We start from the raw sequence: 25,239 nt of genomic DNA on the forward strand, positions 1-25,239 counted from the left end.
TTAGCATATCATTGGCAGATGAGGTAGATGCTAATGGAGTACGGTCTTATGGTACCGCAAGGCTGGCGCATGGATCTTGTGGGAATTGATGATCCTGTTGAGGCCTATGAAGCGATGACGCGCGTGGCACAGGAAGCGGAAAGGCTGGGATTTCACTCCCTATGGCTCTTTGATCATTTCCATACAGTGCCAGTTCCCGCGCAGGAAATAACTTTTGAGTGCTGGACCACCACTGCGGCATTGGCGCGCGACACTACGCGGATACGCCTTGGGCAGCTGGTCTCGTGTAACAGCTATCGCAATCCGGCGCTGTTGGCCAAGATGGCCAGTACTGTTGATGTCTTAAGTCATGGGCGGCTTACCTTGGGGATCGGCGCCGGTTGGTATGAGCCCGAATATGATGCCTATGGCTATGAGTATCCGAGCACGGCTGAGCGCTTGCGCCGTTTGCGAGAAGCCGTCAAACTTATTCATGCCATGTGGACACTGGATGAGGCCGATTTTGCCGGCCAGTATTATCAGATCCAGGGTGCGATAAATCAGCCTCGGGGAGAGCAAAAACCGCATATACCTTTGCTTATTGGTGGTTCGGGCGAGCAGGTGACTTTGAAACTTGTGGCCCAATATGCAGACATGTGTAATATCTCCAATGCGGATATTGCTGTGCTCGAACAGAAACTGGAAGTACTAAAACGGCATTGCGAGGCTATAGGACGCGACTATAATGATATTCGTCGCACTTTGCTCATCAATTGTACGATTGGCGAGACTGAGGAAGAGGCTCTGGAAAAGGTGCCGGGACGCACACGTGCCCAGCTGGAGGTTGTGAACAGGCAGTCGCTGCTAGGGACTCCTGAGATGATCCGCGCTCGCTTAGAGGAATATGAGGAGGCAGGTATACAGGAGGTTATCCTCTGGTTTCCTGATGCTATTAAGTTGGATGCTGTGCAGCTTTTTGCCAGCGAATGCATGTCAGGATAATTATGCTCCGCCCGCTTCTGTGCGAGCTTGCTACTCGTTGGGTATGTAGCAATGGTATGGCGTGCTGTAGAACTGCGCGGAACGTCAGATTATTGCTACGTTATGCTGAGCCAGGATATCAAATGCCAGATTGGAACATATCGCCGCAAGTTTTAGACCTGCCACAAGATGAAGTGCATGTATGGCAGGCCTCGTTGTGTGCAGAAGAACCGGTTATCCAAAAATTTTTACCCCTGCTCTCACCTGATGAGAAGGCGCGGGCAGAGCGTTTCTATTTTGCCAGGGATCGCCAGCATTTTATTGTGGCCCGTGGTATTTTGCGAACTCTGCTGGGCCGCTATCTAAACCTAGCTCCTGAGCGGATTAGCTTTGTGTATAACCCTTATGGGAAACCAGCTTTAGATCCATCTGTCCATAGAGCCAACCTGCATTTCAACCTGGCGCATTCGCATCAGCTTGCACTCTACGCTTTTAGCTATGTTGGCCAGCTAGGTATTGATGTGGAGTATATGCGTTCGGATATGGACTATGAGCAACTGGCCAGCCATGCTTTTTCCGCCTATGAAAATACAGTATTTCACTCGCTCTCTGCCGAATTGCGCCAGAAAGCTTTTTTTGATTGTTGGACACGTAAAGAAGCGTATATTAAAGCCAGAGGAAAAGGGCTTTCGATTCCACTCGATCAATTTGATGTATCGTTGAGACCGGGAGAGCCAGCAGTAGTATTGGCATGTCGTCAAGAGGCTCAGGCTTCGTCTCCTTGCACTTTACGGGAACTTGATCCCGCTAGCACCTACGCGAGCGCTCTTGCCGTAGAGGGAGCCGGATGGCACTTGCGCTGCTGGCTCTGGCAGGGATAGATCTGCTGCCATTCTCCACGCCTCCCTCGCGCTTGACGCTAGTCGCCTCATGCAGTCAGGACCACTTATCTGAAGTGGGAACGCGCCAGTAGTGTCGATGAGTCAGGTCCTCGGCTTGCTGATTGGCTGTGCTGGCTACCAGCCCGGCAAACTGTAGGTGTTGTAGAGCCTCTAACAGTACGCTCAAGCGGGTGTGGCCAAAGGCCGTGGAGCTCATTTGCAAGAGTTGTTGGAGTTCTTGCAGCGTAATGCCATTCTTGTCAGGCAAGAGAGAAAGGATGGTATCGGCCAACTGCTGCTGTTGGCGTCGACGCTGTTGTTGTTCGGGAGACTCAATCGGCCCTCTTGAGGATTGGGGATTGGCGGTAAGGAGCACTTCGAAGCGGCACGCGTCAGCGCCAAGCTTCATACAAGTGAGCTCGGTCACCCTGACCTTCTCGCCAAAGCGCTCAGCCGCGCCCTCGATAGCGCCATGGAGCACGGCACACATCTTACGTGGGCTCTCATAAATGAGCATAAATTCGTTTGGGTTATGCGAGATTGTTTCATAGCTAAAAATGGGAGGAGTGAGCTTGTCAGGCGTACGACGCATCTGGCTATGCGCCTCACGCATAATTAATAAGAGCTCGCGAGCATTATGTACGCGACCAAGCAAATAGGCGCAGAGATGACTTGTCAGACCATTGGTAATAAAGTAGCGACCATATTCGCGCAAGAGAGTAGATGTCGGTAGACCGGTCAGCTGGTTGGCCACGCTTACTCCTAAGCGGAGGAGCTCATCATCGTAGACGTGGCTGGTAAGCAGCGATGTTACGTTTATTTCTCCGAGGGCTTCACGATAGGTACTAAGAAAGGAATGCCCAAAGCGGGCCATCAGGAATTTTTCCCAGGTTACCATTATCAATCCTTGCATAAATTCATCCTCCAAATGGTCTCACACTGCTAGCGGTGTGAGAGTAAATTGCAGTAAAATATGGGCGTAGAGCAAGAGTGCTCTTGCCTTGACGGCGCAAGAACCACGCGGAATCAGGAACAAGGCTTTCCAATTCTTGAGAATTGGATGGTGAAGGACCCGCCCTTGACCGGGGATCTGGGGACTAACGCCGCTTGCTTGTGGCATGACCCCGATGTTTTCCCCCTCTTCGCCGCCGTCAGACGGTGGCGAAACCAGGATGGGAAAGCCGTGAAGCGAAAGGCACTGATAGGAAAGCGTAGCATCGTTCATGGCTAGCTTCCAGCTTCTTTGACTGTGCTGATAATAATGCTTAGACATATATGAATTCACTGATTTTTCTTGAGACTAAGGGATACGCTAGTGCATGAGATCTCTGGAATTCGACTTTTTTTGTATCACTGATTGCTACACATATATTATAATTTTGTATCCAAACGCACCCGAGCAATTTATGGAGAGCATAATCTATACTGATCTGACTATTTGCTCTATGCTGAGTCGTCTGCCCATAGATATAGCCTATGTTTAGAAATTGAGCAATGGGAAGGAGTATATATAGATGAGCTGCCTAAACTCTACAATTAACATTAGTTCTATTTCCTTGCACTTTGGGAAAAGATTCTGTTATACTTCGAAATAAAAGCTTTCTGAGACAGAAATAGCGTAAGATAGCTGAAATATGCCCATATGTAGTAATTGGTGTGCGAACCTGATGCGATATATAACGCACATAGGCCAGATCATGAAGCGAGGTTTTTATGCTAGATAAAGTAGTACACGCCTCAACAGTCTCTGCTGGGGTTGGTGCGAGCCGTCATGGCTCACTCGATGCTGATAGCATTATTAAGAATGCGCCGGACCCGGTATTTGTTGCTGATCTGGAAGGCAAGATTCTTTCGGCGAACGATGCGGTGTATGAGCTCTTGGGGTTTCGTACCGATGAGGTGCTGGAGCAGTCGCTCTCACGCTTTATCAGTCCCGAGGAGACCCGAGAATTTACCGCTGCCCTGCGCGAGGTGATTGAGCGAGGAGCTACCCGCAATGCACGCTTGAACCCACGCAGTGCTTCGGGAGAGGTAATTCCAACGACGCTCAATGCATCAGCTCTGCGCGATTCGGATGGCAAAGTGATAGGGGCGATCGGCATTCTGCGCGATATGCGCGAGCTAGATAAAGTGCGTGCCTATGCTGACAACCTGATTAAGAATGCGCCGGACCCGTTGTTTGTCTCGGATCTGGAAGGCAAGATCCAGCAGGCCAATGATGCGGTGTATGAGCTCTTAGGATTTCGGCCAGATGAGGTGTTGGAGCAGTCGCTCTCACGCTTTATCAGTCCCGAGGAGACGCGAGAGTTCCTTGCCGCCTTGAGTGAGGTTATAGAAAAGGGTGTAACGCGCAATGCACGCTTGAATCCGCGTACCGCATCAGGGGAGGTGATCCCAACGACACTTAATGCATCAGCTCTGCGCGATTCGGATGGCAAAGTGATAGGGGCGATCGGCATTCTGCGCGATATGCGCGAGCTAGATAAAGCTCTTGCATATTCGGATAGCTTGATTAAGAATGCGCCGGACCCGTTGTTTGTCTCGGATCTGGAAGGCAAGATCCAGCAGGCCAATGATGCGGTGTATGAGCTCTTAGGATTTCGGCCAGATGAGGTGTTGGAGCAGTCGCTCTCACGCTTTATCAGTCCCGAGGAGACGCGAGAGTTCCTTGCCGCCTTGCGTGAAGTAATTGAGCGAGGCGTGACGCGTAACGCCCAACTGAATCCGCGTACCGCGTCGGGCGAAGTGATCCCGACAACGCTCAATGCCTCGGCTCTACGTGACCCAGATGGTAAAGTGATAGGAGCGATCGGCATTCTGCGCGATATGCGAGCCTATGAAAAGGTGTTGCGCGATTTGCAGGAATCGAAGGCGGAGCTACAAGAGAAAATCCTGGATCTAGAGAAATTTGAGGAAGTTGTGGTAGGCCGTGAGCTGAAGATGATTGCCCTGGAGAAGGAAATAGAAAACCTGAAGCGCGAGCTGGAGAAAATGAAGCAGGGCCAGAATAGGTGGATATAATGCAGCAGCCTATCCCAGAGTTGACTCAAGATAAGGAGATGGAGCTAGAACAGCTTCGTCAAGCTTACCGGAGTTTGCTGGAGGAAAAAGAAGCTCTGGAGATGCGGGTGGTCAAGAGTGAGGAGCGGCGGCGGGCATTTATGCATATTCTGAGCGATATTAATATGATGAATCGCAAGCTGGCGGATCAGCGCAAAGCTATGATTCATATTCTGGCTGACTCCGAGCGCGATCGCCGGCATTTAACCAAACAGGCGGAACGGCTGGATAACTCGCGGCGGGCCCTTTTGCATATATTGCAGGATTCGCACCAGTCCAATCAGCGCCTGGGCAATAGCCGTAAGGCCATGATCCATATCATGAGTGATTTGAAGGAAACTACCGAGAGAGTACAACGCAGTGAGCAGGAGCTGCTGGAAAAGCAGGAGCAGCTTGTCCAGGCAGGGAAGCTGGCAACGCTTGGTGAGTTAACCACAGGGATAGCCCATGAATTGAATAACCCGCTAAATAATATCGGGCTGTTCGTCGGTAATGCAATAGATCTTATCGAGCTCGGGATGGCGGATACAGATCAAGCGCGCGTCTTACAAGAGCTCTATAGCTCGATGCAGCAGGTCCGCAAGGCTACTGAAATCATTTCGCATCTAAGGACCTTTGGCCGCGTTGCTTCGGTAAGCCGTGAGCAGGTATCTATTCCGCAAGTTATCGAGAACGCGATCGCGCTCATGCGCGAGCAACTGCGCCTGCGACAAATAGAGGTAACATTATGCTTTCCAGAAGAAGATGTAGTTGTAACAGCTAACGCTATCCAGTTAGAACAGGTTTTTATTAACTTGTTGACAAATGCCCGGGATGCAATGGCCAATGCTGCCCAGAAGGCACTTACGATTACTTGTACAGTTCAGGAAGAGGTAGTGAATATCAGTATTAGTGACACTGGACCTGGAATACCTGTAGGGCTTGAACAACGCATTTTTGATCCGTTCTTTACGACGAAAGATGTAGGGACCGGAACTGGTCTGGGTTTATCTATTACGTATGGTATTATCAAAGATCACCAGGGAACTATTCAGGTCGAAAATCATCCTGGTGAAGGGGCTACTTTCTTGATACAGCTTCCGCTTCAAGGCTAAGAACAAGCATGGTGATTGCAAATGGATAACGCATTTATTCTCATTGTTGATGACGATACAGCTCTCTTACAAGCGCTTCCACAGGCGCTGTATCTGCGTTTACCCGGGGTAAAAGTTGATACGTGTGATTCTGCTCTGGATGCTGTGAAGCGGCTGCGGGAAAATGATTATGACGCGATTGTAAGCGATATTAAGATGCCTGGTATGGATGGGCTGGCGCTCTTATCGAAAATCCAGGAATTGCGGCCAGATACTCCTACACTGCTTATAACCGGTCATGGTGATCATAACCTGGCCATCCAGGCCTTGCGCGGTGGCGCTTACGATTTTATTCAGAAACCTATCGAGCGGGATTATTTTGTGGCAGCTCTTTCACGCGCTATCCAGACGCGGCAGTTACGTCGACGCGTGATGGAGCAGCAACGCGCCCTGGAATTACACGCCAGATCGCTTGAATTGACTGTGCAGGAGCGTACCCGCGAACTGGTTGCCGCTAACGAGGCAAAAGATGAGTTCTTGAGCATGGCTTCACATGAGCTGAAAACGCCATTATCATGCTTAAAAGGGATGACGCAACTACTCCACCGGCGCCTTGAGCGCTCAGGCTCTCCGGAAGTAACAAACCTGGCAAGTATGGAGAACTCGATCCGCCGGATGGAAGTGCTGGTTAACGATTTGTTGAGTATCTCATTTATTGAGACCGGTATGTTGACGTTGCACCGGCAGGTAACGAATATGCCTGAGCTCTGTCGGCGCCTGATAGACGAATACCTTGCTGGCACAAATCCGCCCCCAGTGGTCAAGCTGGAAGTTCCTGCTGAGCCGCTTGAGATGGACGTCGATGTGGAGCGGATGGGTCAGGTGATTATCAATTTGTTATCCAACGCGCGCAAATATTCACCGGCTAATGCTCCGATTTACCTCTCTTTGAAGTGCGAGAAACAAGAATGCGTTATTGCGGTGCGCGATACTGGGGTCGGCATTCCTGCCGAGGTAATTCCGCATATCTTTGAGCGTTTCTACCGTGTTCCCAGTATTGAAGTGCAGACCGGATCAAGTATTGGCTTGGGCCTGGGTCTCTATATCTCACAGCAAATTATTGAACGGCACGGCGGATATATAGAGGTGGTGAGCGCTCCAGGACAGGGAAGTACTTTCTCTGTGCGTTTACCTCTTAACGTTGGTTCTGTAAAAGATGCTGTAAAGCTTGCGCCATCAAGCAGAACATGCTAATGACGAAGCTGTGCAGGCTTAAGAGGTAAGAAGCCACATATGCGCCGAGGGGAGTGCCCTGAATGCTCAAGCGCCTGGGCCTCCTGCAGCGGTTTGCCAATCTCATGGCAGCTTTGACGTTATCAATTGTGCGCAAATTATTATGCCTCGTGTTTTCTATCACTTCTTCCTTACCATTACTGCGTCCTCACTTTGGCTGTACAATCTCCTGCTTAGCGCTAAGATCCTTGAAACTTCTGCCTGAGCCAATACGTGAGATGGATATGCCCGAATTTTAGCTTCATGAACTATGTTGATGATCTATAAAGTGGCAGATAACTTGCACCGTAGAATGGAGGGTGAATATATGTGCCTTAGCTGTGGATGTGGACGCCCTGACGATGATCATAAAGACCGCCGCAATATTACTTTGCAGGATATTGATGCAGCAGCTCAGGCCGCCGGTACAACGCGCGCAAAAGTATTGAGCAATATCGTTAGTGGGGTGCAACAAAGCGAGCAAGACGCCGATCTTAATCAGCAGTTACGCGATGGTTATCGGGAGACCGAAGGTGATAGCTATGGACAATCGCACAATATGTCTGCTCCTGAGCCTGGCGCTATTCCTGCACAGCGTGGATATGATCCGGCTCATAGCGGGGTAAGGCATGCGCGAAATCGCCCTGGAGAGCGCATTGATAATCCTGGCCGTGAAACAGGAACGGCTTGGGGTGAAGATCAGCAGATGGGTTATACCACGGATACCTCGGATCGGAGAAATCCTGCTGGTTAGATAGGGCGCTTGTTCACGAACTACCGTTCGCTGAATTGTTGAAAGGATATGGCCATATGCAAGAGAGAGCAAAAGTTCAGCAGATTCCTGTAAAAATATATCGAAGCAGTGATCGTTTGATGGTCGCGACTCCTATGCCCGGTTTACAGCCAGAAGATATTCTGATCAAGATAACTGAGGATGGGCACATGGTTGTGGAGGGAGAAGTGCGCGGGGTGCTCAAAGAGGTAAAGGAGCTAGTGCTCGATGAATGGAGCGTGGGCGGCTACTATCGAGAATTGGAACTGCCTAACGCTGTGGATGCGCTCCATGCTAATGCGACCTATGGCAATGGTGTGCTGGTTGTGGCTATGCCCATGAGCGAGCGCACCGTTGGTGGAACGCTCATGCTCAGTAAGACAGGCGATGATCACGGAGAACGTGTGGGCAATGTCGGCCATGAGTCTGCACATGAGACAATGGGTAGACCTGGCTAATATGGCCTACGATCCTGCTTCCGGGATGCCAGGGCTTTGCAGTTCTCTAAAATGGGATTGTTAAGGGGGCGTCGCGACCTAGCGAATGAAGCCCTTAACCTGGGGCGCGCCGGGATGTGTAACATCCCCAGCTGTGCCCCGATTTTTCCCACCTCCTTGCTGCTGTCAGGCGGCCCAAAAACGAGAACTGGGAAACCTTACTGGGATGCTGCACGGCTGTTTAATTTTGACAGGCAGCAGGAGTGCAGAGGGCGGCCAGCTCTCTGCTGGGGTACGGGGCGTCCCCGTTTCCATTTCTTTTCGGGCGGATGGGTGGGGCAAAAACAGGAAAATTAAATAACCCTGGGGATGCTGAGATAGCCTTGGGAAAGATGTAGAGATTATGGTATAATAGAAAACAATACATAGCAAAAGTATCTGGGCTCTGACGGAGCCTTCAGGGACTTACCCTGAGAAGCCCTGCCTTTACTGGTAAGGGAATCGTCACACAAATAATGCGATGAGGCTCGCATAACGCCGCAAGGCTAATGGCTTCTACTATTGGGACACCGCTTTTCGGTCAATAGTGGAGGCTTTTTTGTTGTCAGGGCGATAAAGGATGAGAAAGGTTCCTGTGCTCTCTATAGCTGTGGCCGGATGCGGCGCAAGAGGAGATTTTGTCGTTTGAGTTAAGGAGCATATTCTGATGTGTTGCGAGCCTTGTATAGTAAGGAGGAACTGATGGCTCATGAGCGAACCGGGCTAGAGAAGGGACCCTGGAAGCGCCTGCGCATCTTTCTGGGGGAGGCAGAAGAATGGCAAGGTCAGCCTCTCTCGCTCGCTCTTCTGCATGTTTTGCAGGATGAAGGGATTGCAGGTGCAACAGTCATGCGTGGAATCGAAGGATTTGGTTCGGCCCATCATCTTTCAACCGAGCGGCTACCAGATTTGTCGGATAACCTTCCTCTTGTCATCGATGTTGTTGAGAACGCGCAGCGTATCGAGCGCCTATTGCCGGTATTGGAGAGAATGGTGCAGCGAGGGATGATTACGCTCTCGCCTGTGGAGGTGGTGTATCAGGGGAGGAAATCATGACATTTATATCCTTACTGTTGGTAGGTGGCGTGGGTGTGGCTGGCGCGTTTGGTGCGCTGGCGCGTTATAGCCTGGGTCGCTTTCTGGCCGAACGGGTAGGTTCGCGCTTCCCTGTAGGCACATTTGTTATTAACATCACAGGTGCCTTTCTTATTGGCTTACTATTCGCACTTACTGGCCACAAGGTAATCAGTTCCTCAGCTCAGCTAGTGCTTGCGACAGGCTTTCTTGGAGGGTATACCACCTTTAGCACCATGAACTGGGAAGGTATGCAGCTGGCTCGCGGAGGGAGTACCTGGCTTAGTTTACTGTATCTGGCAGGGAGCCTGCTCGTGGGTTTGTTAGCAGCCTCGTTAGGATTGGTATTAGGAGGGGGACTTTAGTGCTTTCAGTTTGGCGGAGAATGATGGCTGTGCTCTGCGGGGGCTTCTGCGGCGCCATCACACGTTACCTGTTAGGGATGCTCATTCAAGGATATCTGGGCAAAGCCTGGCCCTATGATATTTTCTTTATTAACATTACCGGTGCCTTAGTGCTTGCGCTCATTACCGTGCTGGCCGATGCTACCTTTCTGATCGGGCCAACGCGCCGACTCTTTATTAACGTTGGCTTTCTGGGAGCTTACACAACGTTTAGTAGCCTTGCTCTGGGAGATGTGTTACTCTTTGCCCAGGGAGCATGGTTTTTAGCTTTACTCTATCTCTTCTCTAGCTTGCTCGGGGGGATACTGGCGGTATGGCTAGGCGATTGGTTAGGGCAGTGGTGCATTCGCCACCTCAGACGCGCGCCTGCGCAGACTTCGATCCCTTTGGAGTCGAAAGGCGCTGAAGCACAAAGTTTCCAGACCACTTTCGAGCAGGATGTCACGCCATCTTAGCCTTGTTTGCAGAGAGCACAGGTGCGCTTGAAGCACTGAGCTAGAGCAAGCGGCAGGCGAAAAGAGCTCAGTGCGAAGCGCCCTATACAAACTGCTCTCATCATCCGGTTCTGGATTATCCCGCTTTCAGGCAAGCTTTGTCGCTGCTGAGAGCGCATGATCGAGATCCCAGAGAATATCCTCGATGTTCTCAATGCCTATCGAGAGACGAATAAGGTCGGGTGTAACGCCGCCGGCGAGCTGATCCTCTTCCGAGAGCTGCTGATGGGTTGTGCTGGCCGGATGAATGATCAGGCTGCGTGCATCGCCAACATTGGCCAGGTGGGCGAAGAGCCGCACGTTGTTAATAACCGCTTTGCCTGCCTCATAGCCACCTTTAACGCCGAAGGTGAAGATAGCGCCAGCTCCATGCGGCAAATAACGTTGAGCCAGCTGGTGTGAGGGGTCCTGGGCCAGCCCTGGGTAGCGCACCCAGCTCACGGCGGGATGCTCTTGTAAGAATTGGGCTACGCGTAAGGCGTTCTGGCAGTGCCGCTCCATCCGCAACGAGAGCGTTTCCAGTCCCTGAAGCAGGAGAAAGGAATTAAAGGGGCTGATACAGCTGCCTGTATCGCGTACGGTCTCGCAGCGTGCCTTCATGACGAAGGCAAAATCGCCGAATGTTTCATAAAAGCGCACGCCATGATAGCCAGGGGAGGGATCGACGATATGCGCGAATTTGCCGTTATCCCAGGGAAATTTGCCGGATTCAATGATGACGCCGGCGATGCTGGTGCCATGGCCGCCAATAAATTTGGTGGCAGAATGCACTACGATATCGGCGCCATGCTCGAATGGACGACAGAGATAAGGCGTGGCAAATGTGTTATCGATGACGAGTGGTACACCGGCTTCGTGCGCAATGTTCGCTACTGCATGGATATCGAGCACATCCCCGCGTGGGTTGCCAATAGTTTCTCCATAGAGCGCCCGTGTGCGCGGCGTGATAGCCCGGCGGTAATTCTCAGGATCGGTGCTATCGACGAATATCGTATTAATGCCCCAGGTGCGCAGGGTGAGATCGAACTGGGTATGTGTACCTCCGTAGAGACTGCTAGAAGCTACGATCTCGTCGCCCGGCCGTAAAAGCGTCATCATTGTGGCCATCTGAGCCGCCATACCTGAGGCCGTGGCCAGCGCGCCAGTCCCACCTTCGAGGGAGGCAACCCTTTCTTCGAAGGCGGCCGTTGTAGGGTTCATAATGCGCGTGTAGATATTTCCGAAGCGTTGTAAGGCAAACAGATGTGCGGCATGGTCTGTATCGTCAAATATATACGAGGTTGTCTGGTAAATTGGGACCGCTTGAGCGCCGGTGGCGGGATCGGGCCGCTGACCTGCATGAACTGCTAGCGTGTCAAAGCCAAAAACATGATCGCTATCAATCTCTGGCATGTATATTTGCTCCTCTCCAGGTTAGCTATTCTCTGGCAGCCTTATCTACAACATCCTATCACATTTCCTGAGGTGCTCTGAACCCGGCTCGCATGGCAAATCTCTTATAAACACAGATGGGCTCGCTACCGGTTATGAGCTAGATTTTCATGTGCTCAGTTACGGCCGAATAGAATGCAAGATATATTATGTCTAGTAATAGGCGTAAATGATTTGTAATACGTAGCGATAGGATTGCATGGGGATTTAATGCATGATATAGTAATCTGCGAGCACTACTAGCTTTTAATAGAGCCAGGCTAAAAGGAGGTCGCTGTAGGTGGCAGATAAAGATGTTGTGTACGAGTTCGTAAAGCTCTTAGAGAATATGCCCGCCAGTATATCCGAACTGGCTCGTTTATCAGATGTGCATGAACGGTCAATTATGCGAATGAGAAGTGGAAATAGAGTACAGCGTAGCACAGCGAATAAGGTTCTTCGAGGCCTATCGCGTTTATATAGCCAGACATTTACACTTGACAATGTAAGCGGCATTAACATTTGACTCTTTTCAAGAGTAGCATCTTATTGGAAAAGTAGTAGCGATGAATGTAATGGGGCACTTATAAGCATATGCCGATCATCATTGAAAATGAAGAATACTATACCGTTGAAGAAGCTTGCAATTTTCTCGGCGGTATTACGCGTGATACGCTGCGTAGGAGAGCAACAGCGTATGGAATAAAGAAATATACGAGGGGAGTTACGAGGAGGATCTACTATCGCAAGTCTGATCTGGATACACTTAATCGCCCACGTCTTATGAATGATAGCGATGATCAGTAAACGGTATTAATGTCTAGATTTTTTAAGAGCTTAGTCTGATTTTCAATAACTATTTGCTCAGGTAAGGGAGCTTGTGGACAACATTGCTCCGAGAAATGTGGAGGGCGATAACATATCGCTCCCTTGCTCCAGAGGGGCTGATCCGCATAAGAACTGCTAAATATGTGGTGTGGGCGCCATAATATGCTTGCTACGAGCGCATTGTCGATCCTATGCAAAGCAGAGTGGGGCCGATTTAGCACTGGCCCATAGCGTCAGGATAATTGTGCCGGAGATGAGAAGAAATCGCGTAGCACCAGGCAGCCAGCGCCGCGCGCCCAATTGAGCCTGGTCGGATTATGCTCAATGATCATCTCTAGGTTGCTCCCCATTTGTGAAAAAAGATGTTCCTGCATCGCCGTTTTCATCGAGTCTTGGATCAAGTTGACCCAGTGACCCTCGCCACCATTAATAATGATACATTCGGGATTAAAGAGATTCACCAGAACTGCCAGCCCGATGCCCAGGCGAACTCCCGTTTCCTCAAACGTTTTACAGGCCCTGGCGTCACCGCTCTGAGCACGCTCGTAGACCTCGTGAATCGTGGCTGCGTTGACTTCGCCAGCTTTTACAGAGGCCGGTTCGTTGCAGAGCTCCAGATAGGTGTTATAGATCCCATGGTCGGCGATATAGGCCTCAAAGCATCCCCTGTTACCACATTCGCAGAGCCTCCCATTGACGTCAAAAGGAATATGCCCAAACTCGGCACCAAGCCCCTGGCCGCCGCGAAATGGCTCGTCGCGTATCACTGATGCCATGCCCAGACCACGGCCGAGCGAGACAAGCAGAAAGTTATGGTATTTTTGCCCATTGCCGTAGAGCTTCTCGTAGCTGGCGAAGCAATTAACCTCATTATCGACAAACACAGGCATGTTCAAGCTGCCCATTAAAGGGAAGCTTAGCTCAAGATTGTGCCAGTTGAGCTGCCAGTTATCCACGCTGACGCCGGTATGGGGATTGACCGAACCCGAAAGGCCGCAACCTAAGCCAAGGATCTTTTCTCGTGGGATGGGGAGATGGGAGATAAAGGCTTCAACACCAGAGGCGATACTCTCGACAGCGTGCGAGGCATTATCGCGCAACGGAGCCGACCAGATCTCTTTATAAATAATGTTGCCGTGCAGATTCAAAAGCGCTGCCGTTATCTTGTTTTCCCAGAGATCTATGCCAATGACATAACCACCTTCGGGATGAATCTCTAAGAGTCCCGCTTTGCGTCCCCCCGTCGATTCGGCGACCCCGGTTTCCACGACCAATTGTTGTTCGATGAGCACTGTAGTAATTCCTACAATTGTGCCCATACTCAATCCTGAGAGTTTCTTGAGCTGTGTACGAGCTACAGGAGCGTGGGTACGAATGAGATTGAGTAACGTATTCTGGTTAATTTCCCGCATCATCTTACGGTCCATAGGTTGCGATCTTTGGTGCATAGTAGCTTTATCCCCATAGAAAATTATGTCCATCGCGGAGAAACTTTAATCATTGACAAAAGTTAGTATAGATGGTATGCTTGGTTTTGGCAAGTAGGAAGCTAAAAATACACGTATCAGGTAGGATATTTTGCCAGAGGATACCAGCGTTTTGAGCTGAGATTGTCTATCCAGATTGCAATCCTATTTATTGAGCGATGTGAACTCCTCATCAAAATGAGGTATATACAAAATCCGCCACCTGAATGAGAGTACGTACTTCCTACCTCCAGGCTGCTCTTCTCCTATTTAAGGAAGAGAGCCATTGGTTACTTCTCTCGCTGAGAGCAACGGTGCTACTCAATCGGCTTGTCTGCGCCCTTATATTACATGGTTATCTTGTGATTATTGGCTGTAATGCCCTTTTACGTAACTGACGGGTCTTTATTTCCTTTTCAACGTACAGAGTATGGTACTGAGATGTACTACAGGACAAGGAGAACAGAACATGGCTCAGGACCTTCGTTTCCCTTCTTTCCTCTCGCGCCGGCGTTTTCTTCAATACGCTGGAACTGCAGCTCTTGGCGGCTCTTTCCTTTCTGCCTGTGCCGGAACAGGTGGCGGAAGTAGCAGTAGCAGCAGCAACAACAGCAGTCTTCCCACCCTCAATCAATGGTATCATCAGTATGGCGAGCAAGGAACGCACGAGGCAGTGTTGCGCTATGCCAAGCAATATACCAAGGCGAATGTAAAAGTGAGCTGGGTACCTGGCACTGGCAATGAATATCCCGACAAGGTACGTGCCGCCCTCCTCGGCTCCAATGCCCCTGACGTCTTCGAGCTTCCCGGCCCTACAGTTGACCAGGTGAAGGCTGGCCTGATCGAGCCTCTTGACGACATTATTGCTGATGTTAAGGATGATTTCAACCCTGTAGCCCTCAGACCTCTCACGATCAATGGAAAAGTCTATGCGATCAAGATGATCAATGACCTGACCTTTGTTTACTATCGCAAGAGCCTCTTTGACAAGGCTGGCTTGCAGCCACCCAAGACGGTTGATGATTTGATCAACGCGGCAAAGAAACTTACGACGAAGGATATGAAGGGCATTTACATCGGCCCTGATGGTGGCGTCAACGCTTTGTCTTATATCGCTGGCTGGGCTGCTGGCGGCGATTTCCTCTCGGATGATAACAAGATTACCTTCAATACAGATCGTGTTGCTGCAGCCTATGAGAAGCTCAAAGAGCTCAATGCTTCAAAGGCCGTGCTGCCTGACGCGCCAACCTTCTGGTGGGACCCCTCCTCCTTTACGCAGGGCACGTGCGCGATGCAGTTCTGTGGCCTGTGGGCTATGCCGGGCATTCAGAAGGCCATCGGTGATGATTTCGGTATTGTTGCCTGGCCTGCCCTTGATGCCAAGAGCCAGCCGGCAACGAACTATGGCGGCTGGGCCGAGATGGTCTGGGCCAAGGGTAAGAATGTCGAGGCAGCCAAACAATATGTCAAGTGGCTCTGGATCGATAATTCTGATGTGCAGATTGACTGGAATGTGGGCTATGGCTTCCATGTTCCTGCCCGTAAGAGTATCGCTGCCAAGACCGACAAGCTCAAGAGTGGACCGGCAGCCCAGGCCGTAGAGATCCTCAATAATTATGGTCATGCCACGCCTCCGCTCTGGAATGCGTCTATGGATCAGACGCTCACAGATGCGGTGAGTAGCATCTTAAAGAGCAATGCTGATCCCCTCAAGACCCTGAATCAGGCTGCAGACAAGTGCAATGCCGAGTTGCAGAAGCTGCTGAGCTAGGCTTGCACTGGTGAGAGGCAAGAGGGCAGTTATGGGCGGTCCGATCTATCGGTTATAGGCATATCTATCTGGATTTTCGCCAGTTGCTGTTGTACCCTTGCCATAGCTGTATTGCATGGTAACCCTTGGACGTTTGGACATCTGCTCAGGGCTTCTGATGCAGGTGTCCAACGTTTATTTTTGAAGGAGGGAAGAACCGATGAAGTCCCTGGATACTGCTGCTTCGGCAGAGATACTGGCTTCGCGCGCAGATAAGCAAAAGAGCGTACAGAGAGTTCGCCAGCGTTCTTTCAAGGCAACCCTGATCTTCTGGAGTTTTGTTGGTCCCTTGATTCTCGGGTTGATTGTCTTTTTCTATATTCCCATCCTCTGGAGCATTGTGCTCAGCTTCTCTACTGCGCGCGCGACGATTACCCCGACAGCTTTTGTGGGCTTGCAAAATTATATAGAGATGCTCAACGATCCGCAGTTTACCAAAGCGTTGGTCACGTTTACGGTTTTTGCGCTCTTTATTGTGCCCACGACCTTTGCCTGCTCATTGGGGATAGCTTTGCTGGTCAATAGCGTCAAATTCGCGCAAGGCTTTTTCCGCTCAGTCTTCTTTTTGCCCACGGCCTGCTCCTATGTGCTGGCTTCCATTGTCTGGAAGATGAGCATCTTTAATGGCTCATCCTATGGTCTGGCTAATGCCCTGCGTCACGCCCTTGGCCTTGATCTTATTGTCTGGATCTCTACGCCCAATCCTCCCTGGTACTGGTTGGTGTTGGTTACTGTGCGTCTCTGGCTACAGATCGGCATTTATATGATCATCTTTATTGCCGGTTTGCAGGAAGTGCCGCGTGAGCTTTATGAAGCCGCGCTGGTTGATGGGGCCAAACGAGGTTGGCAGACGTTCCGTCATATTACTTTCCCTTTGCTGCGCAATGCCTCCCTGGCTGTGTTGCTCCTGAATGTTATTGCCGCCTTCCAGGCCTTCGACGAGTTCTTCAATATTATGTCTCATGGCAACGCCATTTTAGCGCGTCCTCCTCTGGTCTATCTCTATGATATTGCTCTCAACAACCAGGATTATGGCCACGGGAGTGCAGGCGCGCTCATATTAACCATTATTATTGTGATCTTTACCTTGCTGCAAGGCCGCTTCCTGGGGTTTGGGCGAGCGAATTAGCACTTGCTTTCTCTAGCTGTCTTTCATTGCATGAAACTACAAAGGGAAGGATCGTATGGCAACACTATTCTCTGGCCCAACTCAGACAAAGCGCCAGCCCTTATCTGCGGGTGCCATCGTTAGCCTGGTGCTGCGCTATGGGGCACTGATCATCCTGGCGCTGCTCTTTTTGCTTCCATTCTACCTGATTGTGAGAAATGGCCTGGCGACGGAACGGGAAATCACCTCGCCGAATTGGACGTTTTTTCCCAGCGTGCTGCATTTTGGCAATATTCAAGAATTGTTAAGTGATCCTGAAGTACCGTTTATGGATGGAATGGCCAATTCAGCGCTGGTGGCTGTGCTGCAGACGGCGGGGCAGATCCTCTTTTCGGCCCTGGCCGGCTATGGGCTTGCGCGTATCCCCTATCGTTGGGCCAATCAGGTGTTTTTTGCTATCTTGCTGACCTTAATGATTCCCAGTGTGGTGATCTTTGTGCCGACGTACGTGGTGGTCTCGTATATGGGCTGGGTGAGCACGTTGCAGGGGCTTGTTGTGCCTGGAATGTTTAGTGGCTTTACCACGTTTTTGTTCCGTCAGTTCTTCTTGGGCTTCCCGCATGAGCTGGAAGAGGCTGGACGCGTCGATGGTCTTGGCTATTGGGGCGTTTTCTGGCGGATTGTGGTACCAAATTCTCTGGGCATTACGGCGGCTCTAAGCGTGATTACCTTTATTGCGAGCTGGAATGCTTTCCTCTGGCCGCTGGTTATTGGCCAGGATCAATCGGCCTGGACGGTGCAAGTGGTGCTCTCCAATTTCTTAAATGCCCAGGTGCTTAATCTACATGAGCTCTTTATTGGAGCGGCTCTGGCTATCTTGCCGCTGGTGATCCTCTTCTTTATTCTGCAGCGCTACATTGTTGAAGGTTATAAACAGAGTGGCCTCAAGGGGTAAATTTCGTATAGCCATATATGGGTGAACTATGCGTATAGAGTGGGCCTTGTCGTAACCCCTTTGTGTGGGCAAGGCCCGTTATGTTTTGGTGAATGGCTGCTCGGTGCCTTTGGATGATGCTGCTTATGTAGAACAGGTCTTGAGACGGAAGGTCTTGCTTGCTCGTTGCAAGAATAGATATGGGGAAGGTACACTAAGATGGTCTGATCTCAGCCGCTTCCGGGTGGTGACAAGGCTTTCCCTGCCTTCCAGCTGGAGCGTAGATCAGAAAGTTTCTGAATGTTTTTCGGAAAGGTTAAGTAGCATGAGAACGTTTACAGTAACAACGCGCAAAAAGGATCAGATTATAGATATTACTGATACTATTGAAAACTATTTGCAGGAAGCTGAGAAAGCTGAGGGCCTTTGCTCGATTTTTGTTGCGCATACGACCTGCGCTTTGACTACTGCCGATCTGGACCCTGGAACGGATCAGGATTTGCTCGATGCTTTGCGCAATCTGCTTCCGCAGCTATCTTACCGCCATCCGCATAATCCAGCCCATGCTCCCGATCATCTGCTCTCTTCGATTATCGGTCCTTCGCTGGTGGTTCCTTACGCGCGCAAACAGCTTGTGCTGGGAACATGGCAGCGTATTATTGTCGTTGAATTAGACGGGCCTCGCCAGCGAACCTTACATATGTCTACATTTTAAGCTGGCCTGGAAAGATTTGATAGAGAGAGCCTTATATGGCTACACAGCGAGAAGATGTGATTGCTGAGAGCCTTTTGTTAGTAGGAGCAAGGCAGCTAGAATGGATAGCTGAGAAACTGCCTCAGCCTGCTCCTGACGAGGTTCTAATCCGGACCCGGGCGGGAGCAATGAGCATCGGCAGCGAGCTGCCAATCTATTGTGGATGTTCTCGCGACGTCAGGCCAGCTTTCTATCCACGCATGACCGGTTATGAGAGCCTCGGAATTGTGCAGGCCTGTGGCGCTGCTGTGCAAGATTTACGGCCGGGTGATCGAGTAGTGGCTTTCTATGGTCACCGAACATATGCGCTTGTGCCTGCTGCAAAGGCTATCAAAGTCCCGGAACACGTTTCCGATGAGCTGGCTCTTCTGACAATTTTGACTTGTGATGCCGCTAAGGGTGTGCGTAAGCTGGCACTACAAAACGATGAAAGCGTGCTGCTGGCAGGTGCGGGCGCCATAGGCTTGTTTGCACTCTTCGTGCTTAATGCGTATGGTATAGCTGCCGTAGATGTGGTTGAGCCTCGGCGAGAGCGCTATGAGCTTGCTCGGGCTTTAGGCGCGAGAAGAGTGATGTCGCCTCAAGACATTTCATCTGCCTCTGCCAGCTATAGCGCAGCTCTGGAATGTTCGAGCAGTAATGAGGCTTTTGCGCTGCTACAGAGGCAGGTCATACGGGAGGGGCGGATCTGTATTCTTGCCGATGGCAATCGTGTGCCTCTGGTACTGTTGCCGGAATTTCATGCCAAAGAATTGTTACTGGTTGGCTCAAGCGATGGCTGGGATTATCAGGCTCACGCTGAGTGGTTTTTTGCCGAGGCGGGAAGGTTTTCGACAGCCCTACGAGGCGTGTTTGAACTGCGGATCAAGCGCGAGCAACTACATACAACCTTTGAGCAATTGGCAACCGAGGCTATCCATCCAATTAAAGTACTGATCTCCTACAAGTCATAAGCTTTGGGGAGCCAGGGGAGACAGATCACCTGCTTGATAGCAGTAAGCTTTGCCTGAGAGAAGGCGAAACAGCAGGATTTCTTTGCGCGAATTTTTATGCTATGATGAGCAAAGCTGAAAATATTGCGATTAGTATTCATTTTTGCTGATAAGAAGGTGATCATCTGTGGAGTTACGCCATCTCTATACCTTTCAGACGATTATCAAAGAAGGAAGCTTTTTACGCGCTGCTGAGAAGCTGCAATATGCTCAATCAACAATTACCTTACATATTCAGCAGTTAGAGGCCGAGCTAGGTGTGCCCTTATTTGCACGACGCGGCAAGAGGGTTCAGCTTACTGATGCCGGGCATGCTTTATATGAGCAGGCTGATTTGCTGGTGCAGAAAGCTCAAGCCCTACAGCAGACTATGGCTGATATTGTAGCCGGTGAGGCAGGGCATATACGTATTGGGGCCATTGAGCCAACTGCTAGCCTGCGCCTGCCCGATCTCATTGTGCCGTTTTGTCTGGAGCGCCCGAAATTACATCTGACTCTTGAAGTTGGAAGCAATCGGAGCGTCAGCGAAAGGGTAGCAGACGGATCTATCGATGTGGGGATTTGCATGCTGCCAGAAGCCAGCCTTGACTTGACGTATGAGCAGCTCTTTATGGAACCCATGGCCATATTGCTGCCTGCGAGTCATCAGCTTGCTCATGCCGGCAATATCCAGATCTCGGATCTGGCTGATGAACGGCTGATCCTCAAAGAAAGAGGTTGTGGCTATCGGCAGATGATTGAGACAGCTTTTTTGCAACATGGTATTAATCCTTATTCGGGGATCGAGATCGGAAATTTAGAGGTGCTTAAAAATGCTGTGCAGCGTGGCCTGGGAATTGCTATTATGCCAGTTGCCTCTGTGAATCCGCCTCCCGAGGGAACTACGCTGCGTACCCTGCAAGACGTCAAGCTGGAAGTCCCGGTTGGTCTGGTTTATAAGGTTGGGCAGTACGCCCGAGGGCGAGCCCTGAATGCCATGCTGGAGCTCATGCGCACCAGTCTAAGGCAGCATGAGGAGAGCCCCCTTATAGATGAGGCGGTAGGGCCATAAGCTCTGCAGGATTGTAGAAAGAGGAAAAGAGCTGCCAGCTGTTTTGGCATAGGGAAATGGCGGTAGTAAGCTTTAACTTTTGCCTAATGTTTTTGCAAACTTTGATATAATACAATTGTGCTCTTGATAGCCTGAGTATTCTTGTACAGCTTCGTTGAAGGATCGTGAAGCATCCTGCCATATCTGAAAGATATGGGCAGATAGAAGTAAGTTTGAGAAAGCGTAGTTGATTTGCACTGTACTGGATTGAGAAGAGAGCATCAACATGGCTGGATATATTCTCTTAGAAGGCTACGGCGAATTTGGGGGTGCATTGGCTGAGGCCGAAGGACGGGCAATAGAACTTGCTGGCGGCCCTGACATATCTGTCAGTATTATTCCTACGGCGGCTTTCCCTGATCATAATTATCAGCGGATCAGCAATGCCGGCGTGCGCTGGTTTCATGGCCTGGGGGTAACACAGGTCCAAGCACTTCCCTTGATTGATAAAGTATCAGCTGAAGATCCTGCTCTTGCAAATATTATTAGTCACTCGCGCCTCGTTCATTTAACTGATGGTACTGTTGAGAATCTCATGAATATATTAGAGAATAGCGCCTGCTGGCGCGCTATTCTTGCCGCTTATCTCGCAGGTGCGGTCATTGTGGGTAGTGGAGCAGGGGCGATGGGGCTCTGCCAGTACTATTATGATTCGCGCGCTAAAATTGTCATGAGCGGTCTTGGATTGCTATCCAACGTATGCTTGCTTACCAAACGCAATACGCTTGTGGGCAAGGCAACGGCCCAACCAACGGTTGAGTTGCCTGCTGACGTTGAAGTGATAGATATTGACGAGAGAACGGGACTTCTTGATGACGGCGACGCGGGTAAGAAATGTGGTTGGCATGTCTATGGCCAGGGAGCCGTGACTATATATCGCCACGGCGAGCCGACCGTCTATAAACCGCACAGCAGCTTTACTGAAATACTGCTAGAGTGTGGCTTGTGAGAACCGTCAGAGCCATCATGCTCTACTCAGGGCTAAGAGGAGAGAAAGGGCAGTTTCCAGAGAGTCTTTCATCCTGCAGATGTCAGCCAGTTTTCTCGGTAAGGAGCGTGATGGCTCTTTAGCTGTTTGGGCCTGTAAAAATGACGACTGGCAGAAATCGATATCAAGGTGTTGAAGCCATTTGTTGGCAGGTTGCGGCACATGAACGACAAGCCTGAGCGCAGGCTTGCAATTGCTGATCATTGCCAAATTGTGCGCAGCGCTGACAGGCTTCGGCACATACACCACACATGTAAGGATGCAAGGGCGAATTGCGCAGCATAAAATCCTCACTGACCTGGCATGTTTGAATACAGTCGAGCAGCGCTAAGATATGGTCGGCTTGCGCAAATGGACCTCCTTTTTGCAGACTATAGAGAAGAGTTTGCTCACAAATGGCGTGGCATTCTTTACAGTTCTGCGTACACTGCTGCATACTCTGCTGAGCATGAGTTCCCTGCATTGCTCTGCACTCCTTCAGTTTCTCCCAGTATTTTGATCCTGGGATAGTGTTATGCGTTGGATCATTTTCAGTAATTACACGCCTTCTGTATCCATGGAGGTAACAGGAGCTACCAGCTAACGTATGGCTTAGCTTGAGCATGATTATAAGCTTTTTCTGTGCAGCTACCTAAAAGGGCTCCAGATGAGGAGCGAAGCGAAAAGTGCCAGACCTCTCGCTGCTACAAAGTCCACAACTCAAGTCCATAGCATTAAAGCATGACAACGTTATTCGCCCTTGTTTTTCGCAGAATTGTCTGGTATACTCGTTGGAAAAGGGGTTAGTGTAAAGAAGACACCTTTTCTTTTTTATCTGCTATGTAAGTGTACAATTTACACTTACTTGCAAAGGAGAGAAGATTATGGCTTATAGCCAACCGTTCGATGTTGCCATCATTGGGGGGGGAATCGCAGGGCTTACAGTAGCGTTGCGTTTGCCAGAGCGTATGCGCATTGCCCTATTTACGAAGGGGCAGGTAGGCGAGAGCAACACACGGTATGCTCAAGGGGGGCTTGCTGTGGCATTAGGAACGGATGATAGTCCTGAGTTGCACTTTCGGGATACAATGGCCGCGGGCGCAGGATTATGCGATGCAGAGGCTGTACGTATTTTAGTTGAGCAGGCACCTGCTGCCGTACGCTGGCTGATCGAGATGGGGGTTCATTTTGATCGCGCCGCACCAGGCAGCGAAGCTCACTCAACTGCCGATGGCTTGCTATTGGGACGTGAGGGGGCCCATTCACGCTGGCGTGTATTGCATGCTGGGGGAGATGCAACAGGGGCGGAGATCGAGCGTGCGCTTATTGCCGCCTTGCAAAAGCGTTCTTCGGTAACTGTCTATGAAGAGACCTTCGTGAGTGATTTGCTGTTGCGGGAAGATATCTGTAGCGGCGTAGAGGCCATAGATAAAGAGGGAAATAGCTTTGAGGTTGCTGCGCAGGCGATCGTGCTGGCCAGTGGTGGGGCTGGAGGGCTCTGGCTACATACTTCCAATCCCGCCGGAGCTACCGCCGATGGGCTGGCTCTTGCCTGGCGTGCTGGAGCCGCGCTGGCGGATCTAGAGTTCATGCAGTTTCATCCCACCGTATTAGTTGCTAACGGCACTTCTCACCTGATTTCAGAAGCTGTACGTGGCGAGGGCGCCTATCTGCGTAATCACGCCAACGAGCGCTTCATGCCTCGCTATAGCGAGCAGGCTGAGCTTGCGCCACGCGATGTGGTCGCGCGGGCCATATTGAGCGAGATGCTAAGTGAGCGTGCAAAGTATCAGTATCTCGACTTGCGTCATCTCCCTCGGCAAAGCGTATATGAGCGCTTCCCGACAATTTCGGCGATCTGCCGTGAGCATGGTCTGGATATGGCCTCTGATCTACTTCCTATAGAGCCAGCTGCTCATTATTGTATGGGTGGGGTGCTGGTAGACAGCTATGGGCGTACGAGCGTACCGGGTCTCTATGCAGTCGGAGAAGTTTCTTGCACAGGCGTGCATGGAGCTAATCGGCTGGCAAGCAATTCTCTTCTGGAGGGGCTGGTGTATGGCATTCGCCTGGCTGGATATCTCGATGATAGCTCTGCTAGCCCTGGTCAGCAGATTTTGCCTGCGGGTGTGTCCCTCATTCCCTATGAGAGTACCTTGCAAGAGGATATCCTATCATCAGGTAATGAAGATGAGTTGAGCACTCTCCATACCTGTGAGCGATTGCGCCAGATCATGTGGGAATATGTCTCGCTTCGCCGCGATCAGCATGGCTTATTGGAAGCGCAGCGCGAGATACGACGCATGCGCAGCGAGTTTCAAGCCGGCAATAAGCTCAAAGAGCTTGCTCCAATTGAGAGGATGCACTACTTAGAGGTGCGCAATATGCTGCAAATCGCCGAAATAGTGATCATGGCAGCTTTGCAGCGGCAAGAGTCACGGGGAAGCCATTGGCGCGCTGATTACCAATCCCTCGACACAAGTTTAGAAGGCTGCCGTACGGCTTTTCGGCCCTCAAGCGCTGATCCAAATGGACCCATGCAGCCCCGAAAGGAGATAGCTATCCGTGCTTAAACCTTCAGAGGAACTTATCAAGAGGGCTCTGCTCGAAGATGGAGCCGATGCAGATATCACGACCAGGAGTACTGTTGCCGAAGGACAACAAGCCGAAGCCAGTATTGTGTCTCGCCAGGAAGGTGTGATTGCCGGCCTGGAAATTGCTGCGGAGACGTTTCGTACCTTGGATGAGCGCATATCAGTTGAGCTATTACAGCGCGATGGCGCCAGGGTGAAGGGCGGAGATGTTCTGGCCCTCTTGCAGGGTCCGGCGCGTTCTTTGCTGAGTGCTGAGCGGGTAGCACTTAACTTTCTTGGTCATCTCTCCGGTATCGCCTCTGTGACAGCACGCTGTGTAAGTGCCACTATTGGCACACCCGCTCGTATTATCGATACGCGTAAAACAACCCCTGGCTTACGTCACCTGGAAAAGGAAGCTGTGCGCATGGGAGGTGGGTATAATCATCGTTTTGGTCTCCAGGATGGCGTGCTTATCAAGGATAATCATATCAAAGCGGCAGGTGGAATCGAGCAGGCAATTAGCGCGGCTCGGCGCCAGGCGCCTCATCTCTTCAAAATAGAGGTTGAGTGCGAGAGCCTTAGCGAAGTTCAAGAGGCGCTGGCCGCCCGGGCAGACGTCATTTTGCTCGATAATATGGACGTCAAGACAATGCGCAGTGCCGTAGAGCTTGTGCGTCAACGTGCGCCCCAGGTATTGCTTGAGGCTTCTGGCAACATTGGCACAGATGTGAACCGGCTGGCAGCTGTAGCGGCGACCGGTGTAGATTTTATCTCGTTAGGAGCGCTCACGCATTCTGCTCCCAATTTTGATGTCTCGCTTGAATTTGCATGATGTGCT

25 protein-coding genes and 1 riboswitch are annotated in these 25,239 nt (G+C 50.8%); of the genes, 20 read left to right on the plus strand and 5 right to left on the minus strand.

Features of this window, described 5'->3' with window-relative positions:
* Positions 1-27 precede the first annotated feature (27 nt).
* Entirely contained in the window at positions 28-981 is a 954-nt protein-coding gene (locus EPA93_RS44455) for an LLM class F420-dependent oxidoreductase (RefSeq protein ID WP_129893716.1), read from the plus strand.
* A 122-nt stretch (positions 982-1,103) separates the two neighbouring features.
* Positions 1,104-1,841 (plus strand): 4'-phosphopantetheinyl transferase family protein, encoded by a 738-nt coding sequence (locus EPA93_RS44460; protein ID WP_129893717.1) that lies wholly within the window; start codon positions 1,104-1,106, stop codon positions 1,839-1,841.
* Positions 1,842-1,896: 55 nt separating this feature from the next.
* Here EPA93_RS44460 and EPA93_RS44465 read toward each other — a convergent pair whose 3' ends face one another.
* Both EPA93_RS44465 and EPA93_RS44470 read right to left on the minus strand, forming a co-directional pair.
* Positions 1,897-2,754, minus strand: coding sequence for a heme NO-binding domain-containing protein (locus EPA93_RS44465; protein WP_129893718.1), 858 nt, complete (start codon positions 2,752-2,754; stop codon positions 1,897-1,899).
* Between the two features lie 21 nt (positions 2,755-2,775).
* Positions 2,776-3,066, minus strand: a complete 291-nt coding sequence (locus tag EPA93_RS44470) for a hypothetical protein (protein ID WP_129893719.1) — start codon at positions 3,064-3,066, stop codon at positions 2,776-2,778.
* A gap of 488 nt (positions 3,067-3,554) precedes the next feature.
* Between EPA93_RS44470 and EPA93_RS44475 the strand changes: the two genes are divergently transcribed.
* The 8 genes from EPA93_RS44475 to crcB (EPA93_RS44510) all read left to right on the plus strand — a co-directional run bounded on the left by EPA93_RS44475 (position 3,555) and on the right by crcB (EPA93_RS44510) (position 10,427).
* The gene (locus EPA93_RS44475) at positions 3,555-4,862 is read left to right on the plus strand and encodes a PAS domain-containing protein (RefSeq protein ID WP_129893720.1); all 1,308 of its coding nucleotides are present in this window, start codon (positions 3,555-3,557) and stop codon (positions 4,860-4,862) included.
* Positions 4,862-5,995, plus strand: a complete 1,134-nt coding sequence (locus EPA93_RS44480; protein WP_129893721.1) for a sensor histidine kinase — start codon at positions 4,862-4,864, stop codon at positions 5,993-5,995. The genes EPA93_RS44475 and EPA93_RS44480 overlap by 1 nt, the downstream gene beginning before the upstream one ends.
* Before the next feature lie 21 nt (positions 5,996-6,016).
* A complete protein-coding gene (locus EPA93_RS44485; RefSeq protein WP_129893722.1) occupies positions 6,017-7,228 on the plus strand; it encodes a hybrid sensor histidine kinase/response regulator in 1,212 nt (403 codons plus the stop codon).
* Positions 7,229-7,574: 346 nt separating this feature from the next.
* On the plus strand, positions 7,575-8,000 hold the full coding sequence (locus EPA93_RS44490) for a hypothetical protein (RefSeq protein WP_129893723.1): 426 nt from the start codon (positions 7,575-7,577) through the stop codon (positions 7,998-8,000).
* A 56-nt stretch (positions 8,001-8,056) separates the two neighbouring features.
* The gene (locus EPA93_RS44495; protein WP_129893724.1) at positions 8,057-8,476 is read left to right on the plus strand and encodes an Hsp20/alpha crystallin family protein; all 420 of its coding nucleotides are present in this window, start codon (positions 8,057-8,059) and stop codon (positions 8,474-8,476) included.
* A 486-nt stretch (positions 8,477-8,962) separates the two neighbouring features.
* Positions 8,963-9,020: riboswitch (Fluoride riboswitch) on the plus strand.
* Between the two features lie 176 nt (positions 9,021-9,196).
* Positions 9,197-9,550, plus strand: coding sequence for a DUF190 domain-containing protein (locus tag EPA93_RS44500; protein WP_129893725.1), 354 nt, complete (start codon positions 9,197-9,199; stop codon positions 9,548-9,550).
* Positions 9,547-9,933: a fluoride efflux transporter CrcB gene (crcB, locus tag EPA93_RS44505; protein WP_129893726.1), complete on the plus strand. Its 387-nt coding sequence runs from the start codon at positions 9,547-9,549 to the stop codon at positions 9,931-9,933. The genes EPA93_RS44500 and crcB (EPA93_RS44505) overlap by 4 nt, the downstream gene beginning before the upstream one ends.
* A complete protein-coding gene (gene crcB, locus EPA93_RS44510; RefSeq protein ID WP_129893727.1) occupies positions 9,933-10,427 on the plus strand; it encodes a fluoride efflux transporter CrcB in 495 nt (164 codons plus the stop codon). Before crcB (EPA93_RS44505) ends, crcB (EPA93_RS44510) begins: the two co-directional genes overlap by 1 nt.
* A 126-nt stretch (positions 10,428-10,553) precedes the next feature.
* Here crcB (EPA93_RS44510) and EPA93_RS44515 read toward each other — a convergent pair whose 3' ends face one another.
* Positions 10,554-11,858: an O-acetylhomoserine aminocarboxypropyltransferase/cysteine synthase family protein gene (locus EPA93_RS44515; protein WP_129893728.1), complete on the minus strand. Its 1,305-nt coding sequence runs from the start codon at positions 11,856-11,858 to the stop codon at positions 10,554-10,556.
* A 612-nt stretch (positions 11,859-12,470) separates the two neighbouring features.
* On the opposite strand from EPA93_RS44515, the gene EPA93_RS44520 reads away from it, so the two are divergent.
* Positions 12,471-12,683 carry a helix-turn-helix domain-containing protein gene (locus EPA93_RS44520; protein ID WP_129893729.1) on the plus strand — a complete coding sequence of 71 codons (213 nt, stop codon included), beginning with the start codon at positions 12,471-12,473 and terminating at the stop codon, positions 12,681-12,683.
* Positions 12,684-12,937: 254 nt separating this feature from the next.
* On the opposite strand, the gene EPA93_RS44525 is transcribed toward EPA93_RS44520, so the two are convergent.
* Complete coding sequence (locus EPA93_RS44525; RefSeq protein ID WP_165423807.1) at positions 12,938-14,131, minus strand: ROK family protein; 1,194 nt, start codon at positions 14,129-14,131, stop codon at positions 12,938-12,940.
* A gap of 508 nt (positions 14,132-14,639) precedes the next feature.
* On the opposite strand from EPA93_RS44525, the gene EPA93_RS44530 reads away from it, so the two are divergent.
* From EPA93_RS44530 to EPA93_RS44560, 7 genes are all read left to right on the plus strand, one after another.
* The gene (locus tag EPA93_RS44530; RefSeq protein WP_129893731.1) at positions 14,640-15,941 is read left to right on the plus strand and encodes an ABC transporter substrate-binding protein; all 1,302 of its coding nucleotides are present in this window, start codon (positions 14,640-14,642) and stop codon (positions 15,939-15,941) included.
* Positions 15,942-16,140: 199 nt separating this feature from the next.
* The gene (locus EPA93_RS44535) at positions 16,141-17,109 is read left to right on the plus strand and encodes a carbohydrate ABC transporter permease (protein ID WP_129893732.1); all 969 of its coding nucleotides are present in this window, start codon (positions 16,141-16,143) and stop codon (positions 17,107-17,109) included.
* Between the two features lie 55 nt (positions 17,110-17,164).
* Complete coding sequence (locus EPA93_RS44540; RefSeq protein ID WP_129893733.1) at positions 17,165-18,043, plus strand: carbohydrate ABC transporter permease; 879 nt, start codon at positions 17,165-17,167, stop codon at positions 18,041-18,043.
* A gap of 304 nt (positions 18,044-18,347) precedes the next feature.
* Positions 18,348-18,737 carry a secondary thiamine-phosphate synthase enzyme YjbQ gene (locus tag EPA93_RS44545; protein ID WP_129893734.1) on the plus strand — a complete coding sequence of 130 codons (390 nt, stop codon included), beginning with the start codon at positions 18,348-18,350 and terminating at the stop codon, positions 18,735-18,737.
* 35 nt (positions 18,738-18,772) lie between these two features.
* Positions 18,773-19,729, plus strand: a complete 957-nt coding sequence (locus EPA93_RS44550) for a zinc-dependent alcohol dehydrogenase (RefSeq protein ID WP_129893735.1) — start codon at positions 18,773-18,775, stop codon at positions 19,727-19,729.
* Positions 19,730-19,895: 166 nt separating this feature from the next.
* Positions 19,896-20,819: a LysR family transcriptional regulator gene (locus EPA93_RS44555; RefSeq protein ID WP_129893736.1), complete on the plus strand. Its 924-nt coding sequence runs from the start codon at positions 19,896-19,898 to the stop codon at positions 20,817-20,819.
* Between the two features lie 265 nt (positions 20,820-21,084).
* Positions 21,085-21,807, plus strand: coding sequence for a Type 1 glutamine amidotransferase-like domain-containing protein (locus EPA93_RS44560; protein WP_129893737.1), 723 nt, complete (start codon positions 21,085-21,087; stop codon positions 21,805-21,807).
* Between the two features lie 163 nt (positions 21,808-21,970).
* Here EPA93_RS44560 and EPA93_RS44565 read toward each other — a convergent pair whose 3' ends face one another.
* Positions 21,971-22,309, minus strand: coding sequence for a four-helix bundle copper-binding protein (locus EPA93_RS44565; protein ID WP_129893738.1), 339 nt, complete (start codon positions 22,307-22,309; stop codon positions 21,971-21,973).
* Between the two features lie 400 nt (positions 22,310-22,709).
* Here EPA93_RS44565 and nadB point away from each other — a divergent pair, with 400 nt between their 5' ends.
* Positions 22,710-24,398 carry an L-aspartate oxidase gene (nadB, locus tag EPA93_RS44570; RefSeq protein ID WP_129893739.1) on the plus strand — a complete coding sequence of 563 codons (1,689 nt, stop codon included), beginning with the start codon at positions 22,710-22,712 and terminating at the stop codon, positions 24,396-24,398.
* Positions 24,391-25,233, plus strand: coding sequence for a carboxylating nicotinate-nucleotide diphosphorylase (nadC, locus tag EPA93_RS44575; protein ID WP_129893740.1), 843 nt, complete (start codon positions 24,391-24,393; stop codon positions 25,231-25,233). The genes nadB and nadC overlap by 8 nt, the downstream gene beginning before the upstream one ends.
* The last annotated feature ends 6 nt before the right edge of the window (positions 25,234-25,239 follow it).

The sequence above is a fragment of the Ktedonosporobacter rubrisoli genome (assembly GCF_004208415.1).
Classification (GTDB): Bacteria; Chloroflexota; Ktedonobacteria; order Ktedonobacterales; family Ktedonobacteraceae; genus Ktedonosporobacter; species Ktedonosporobacter rubrisoli.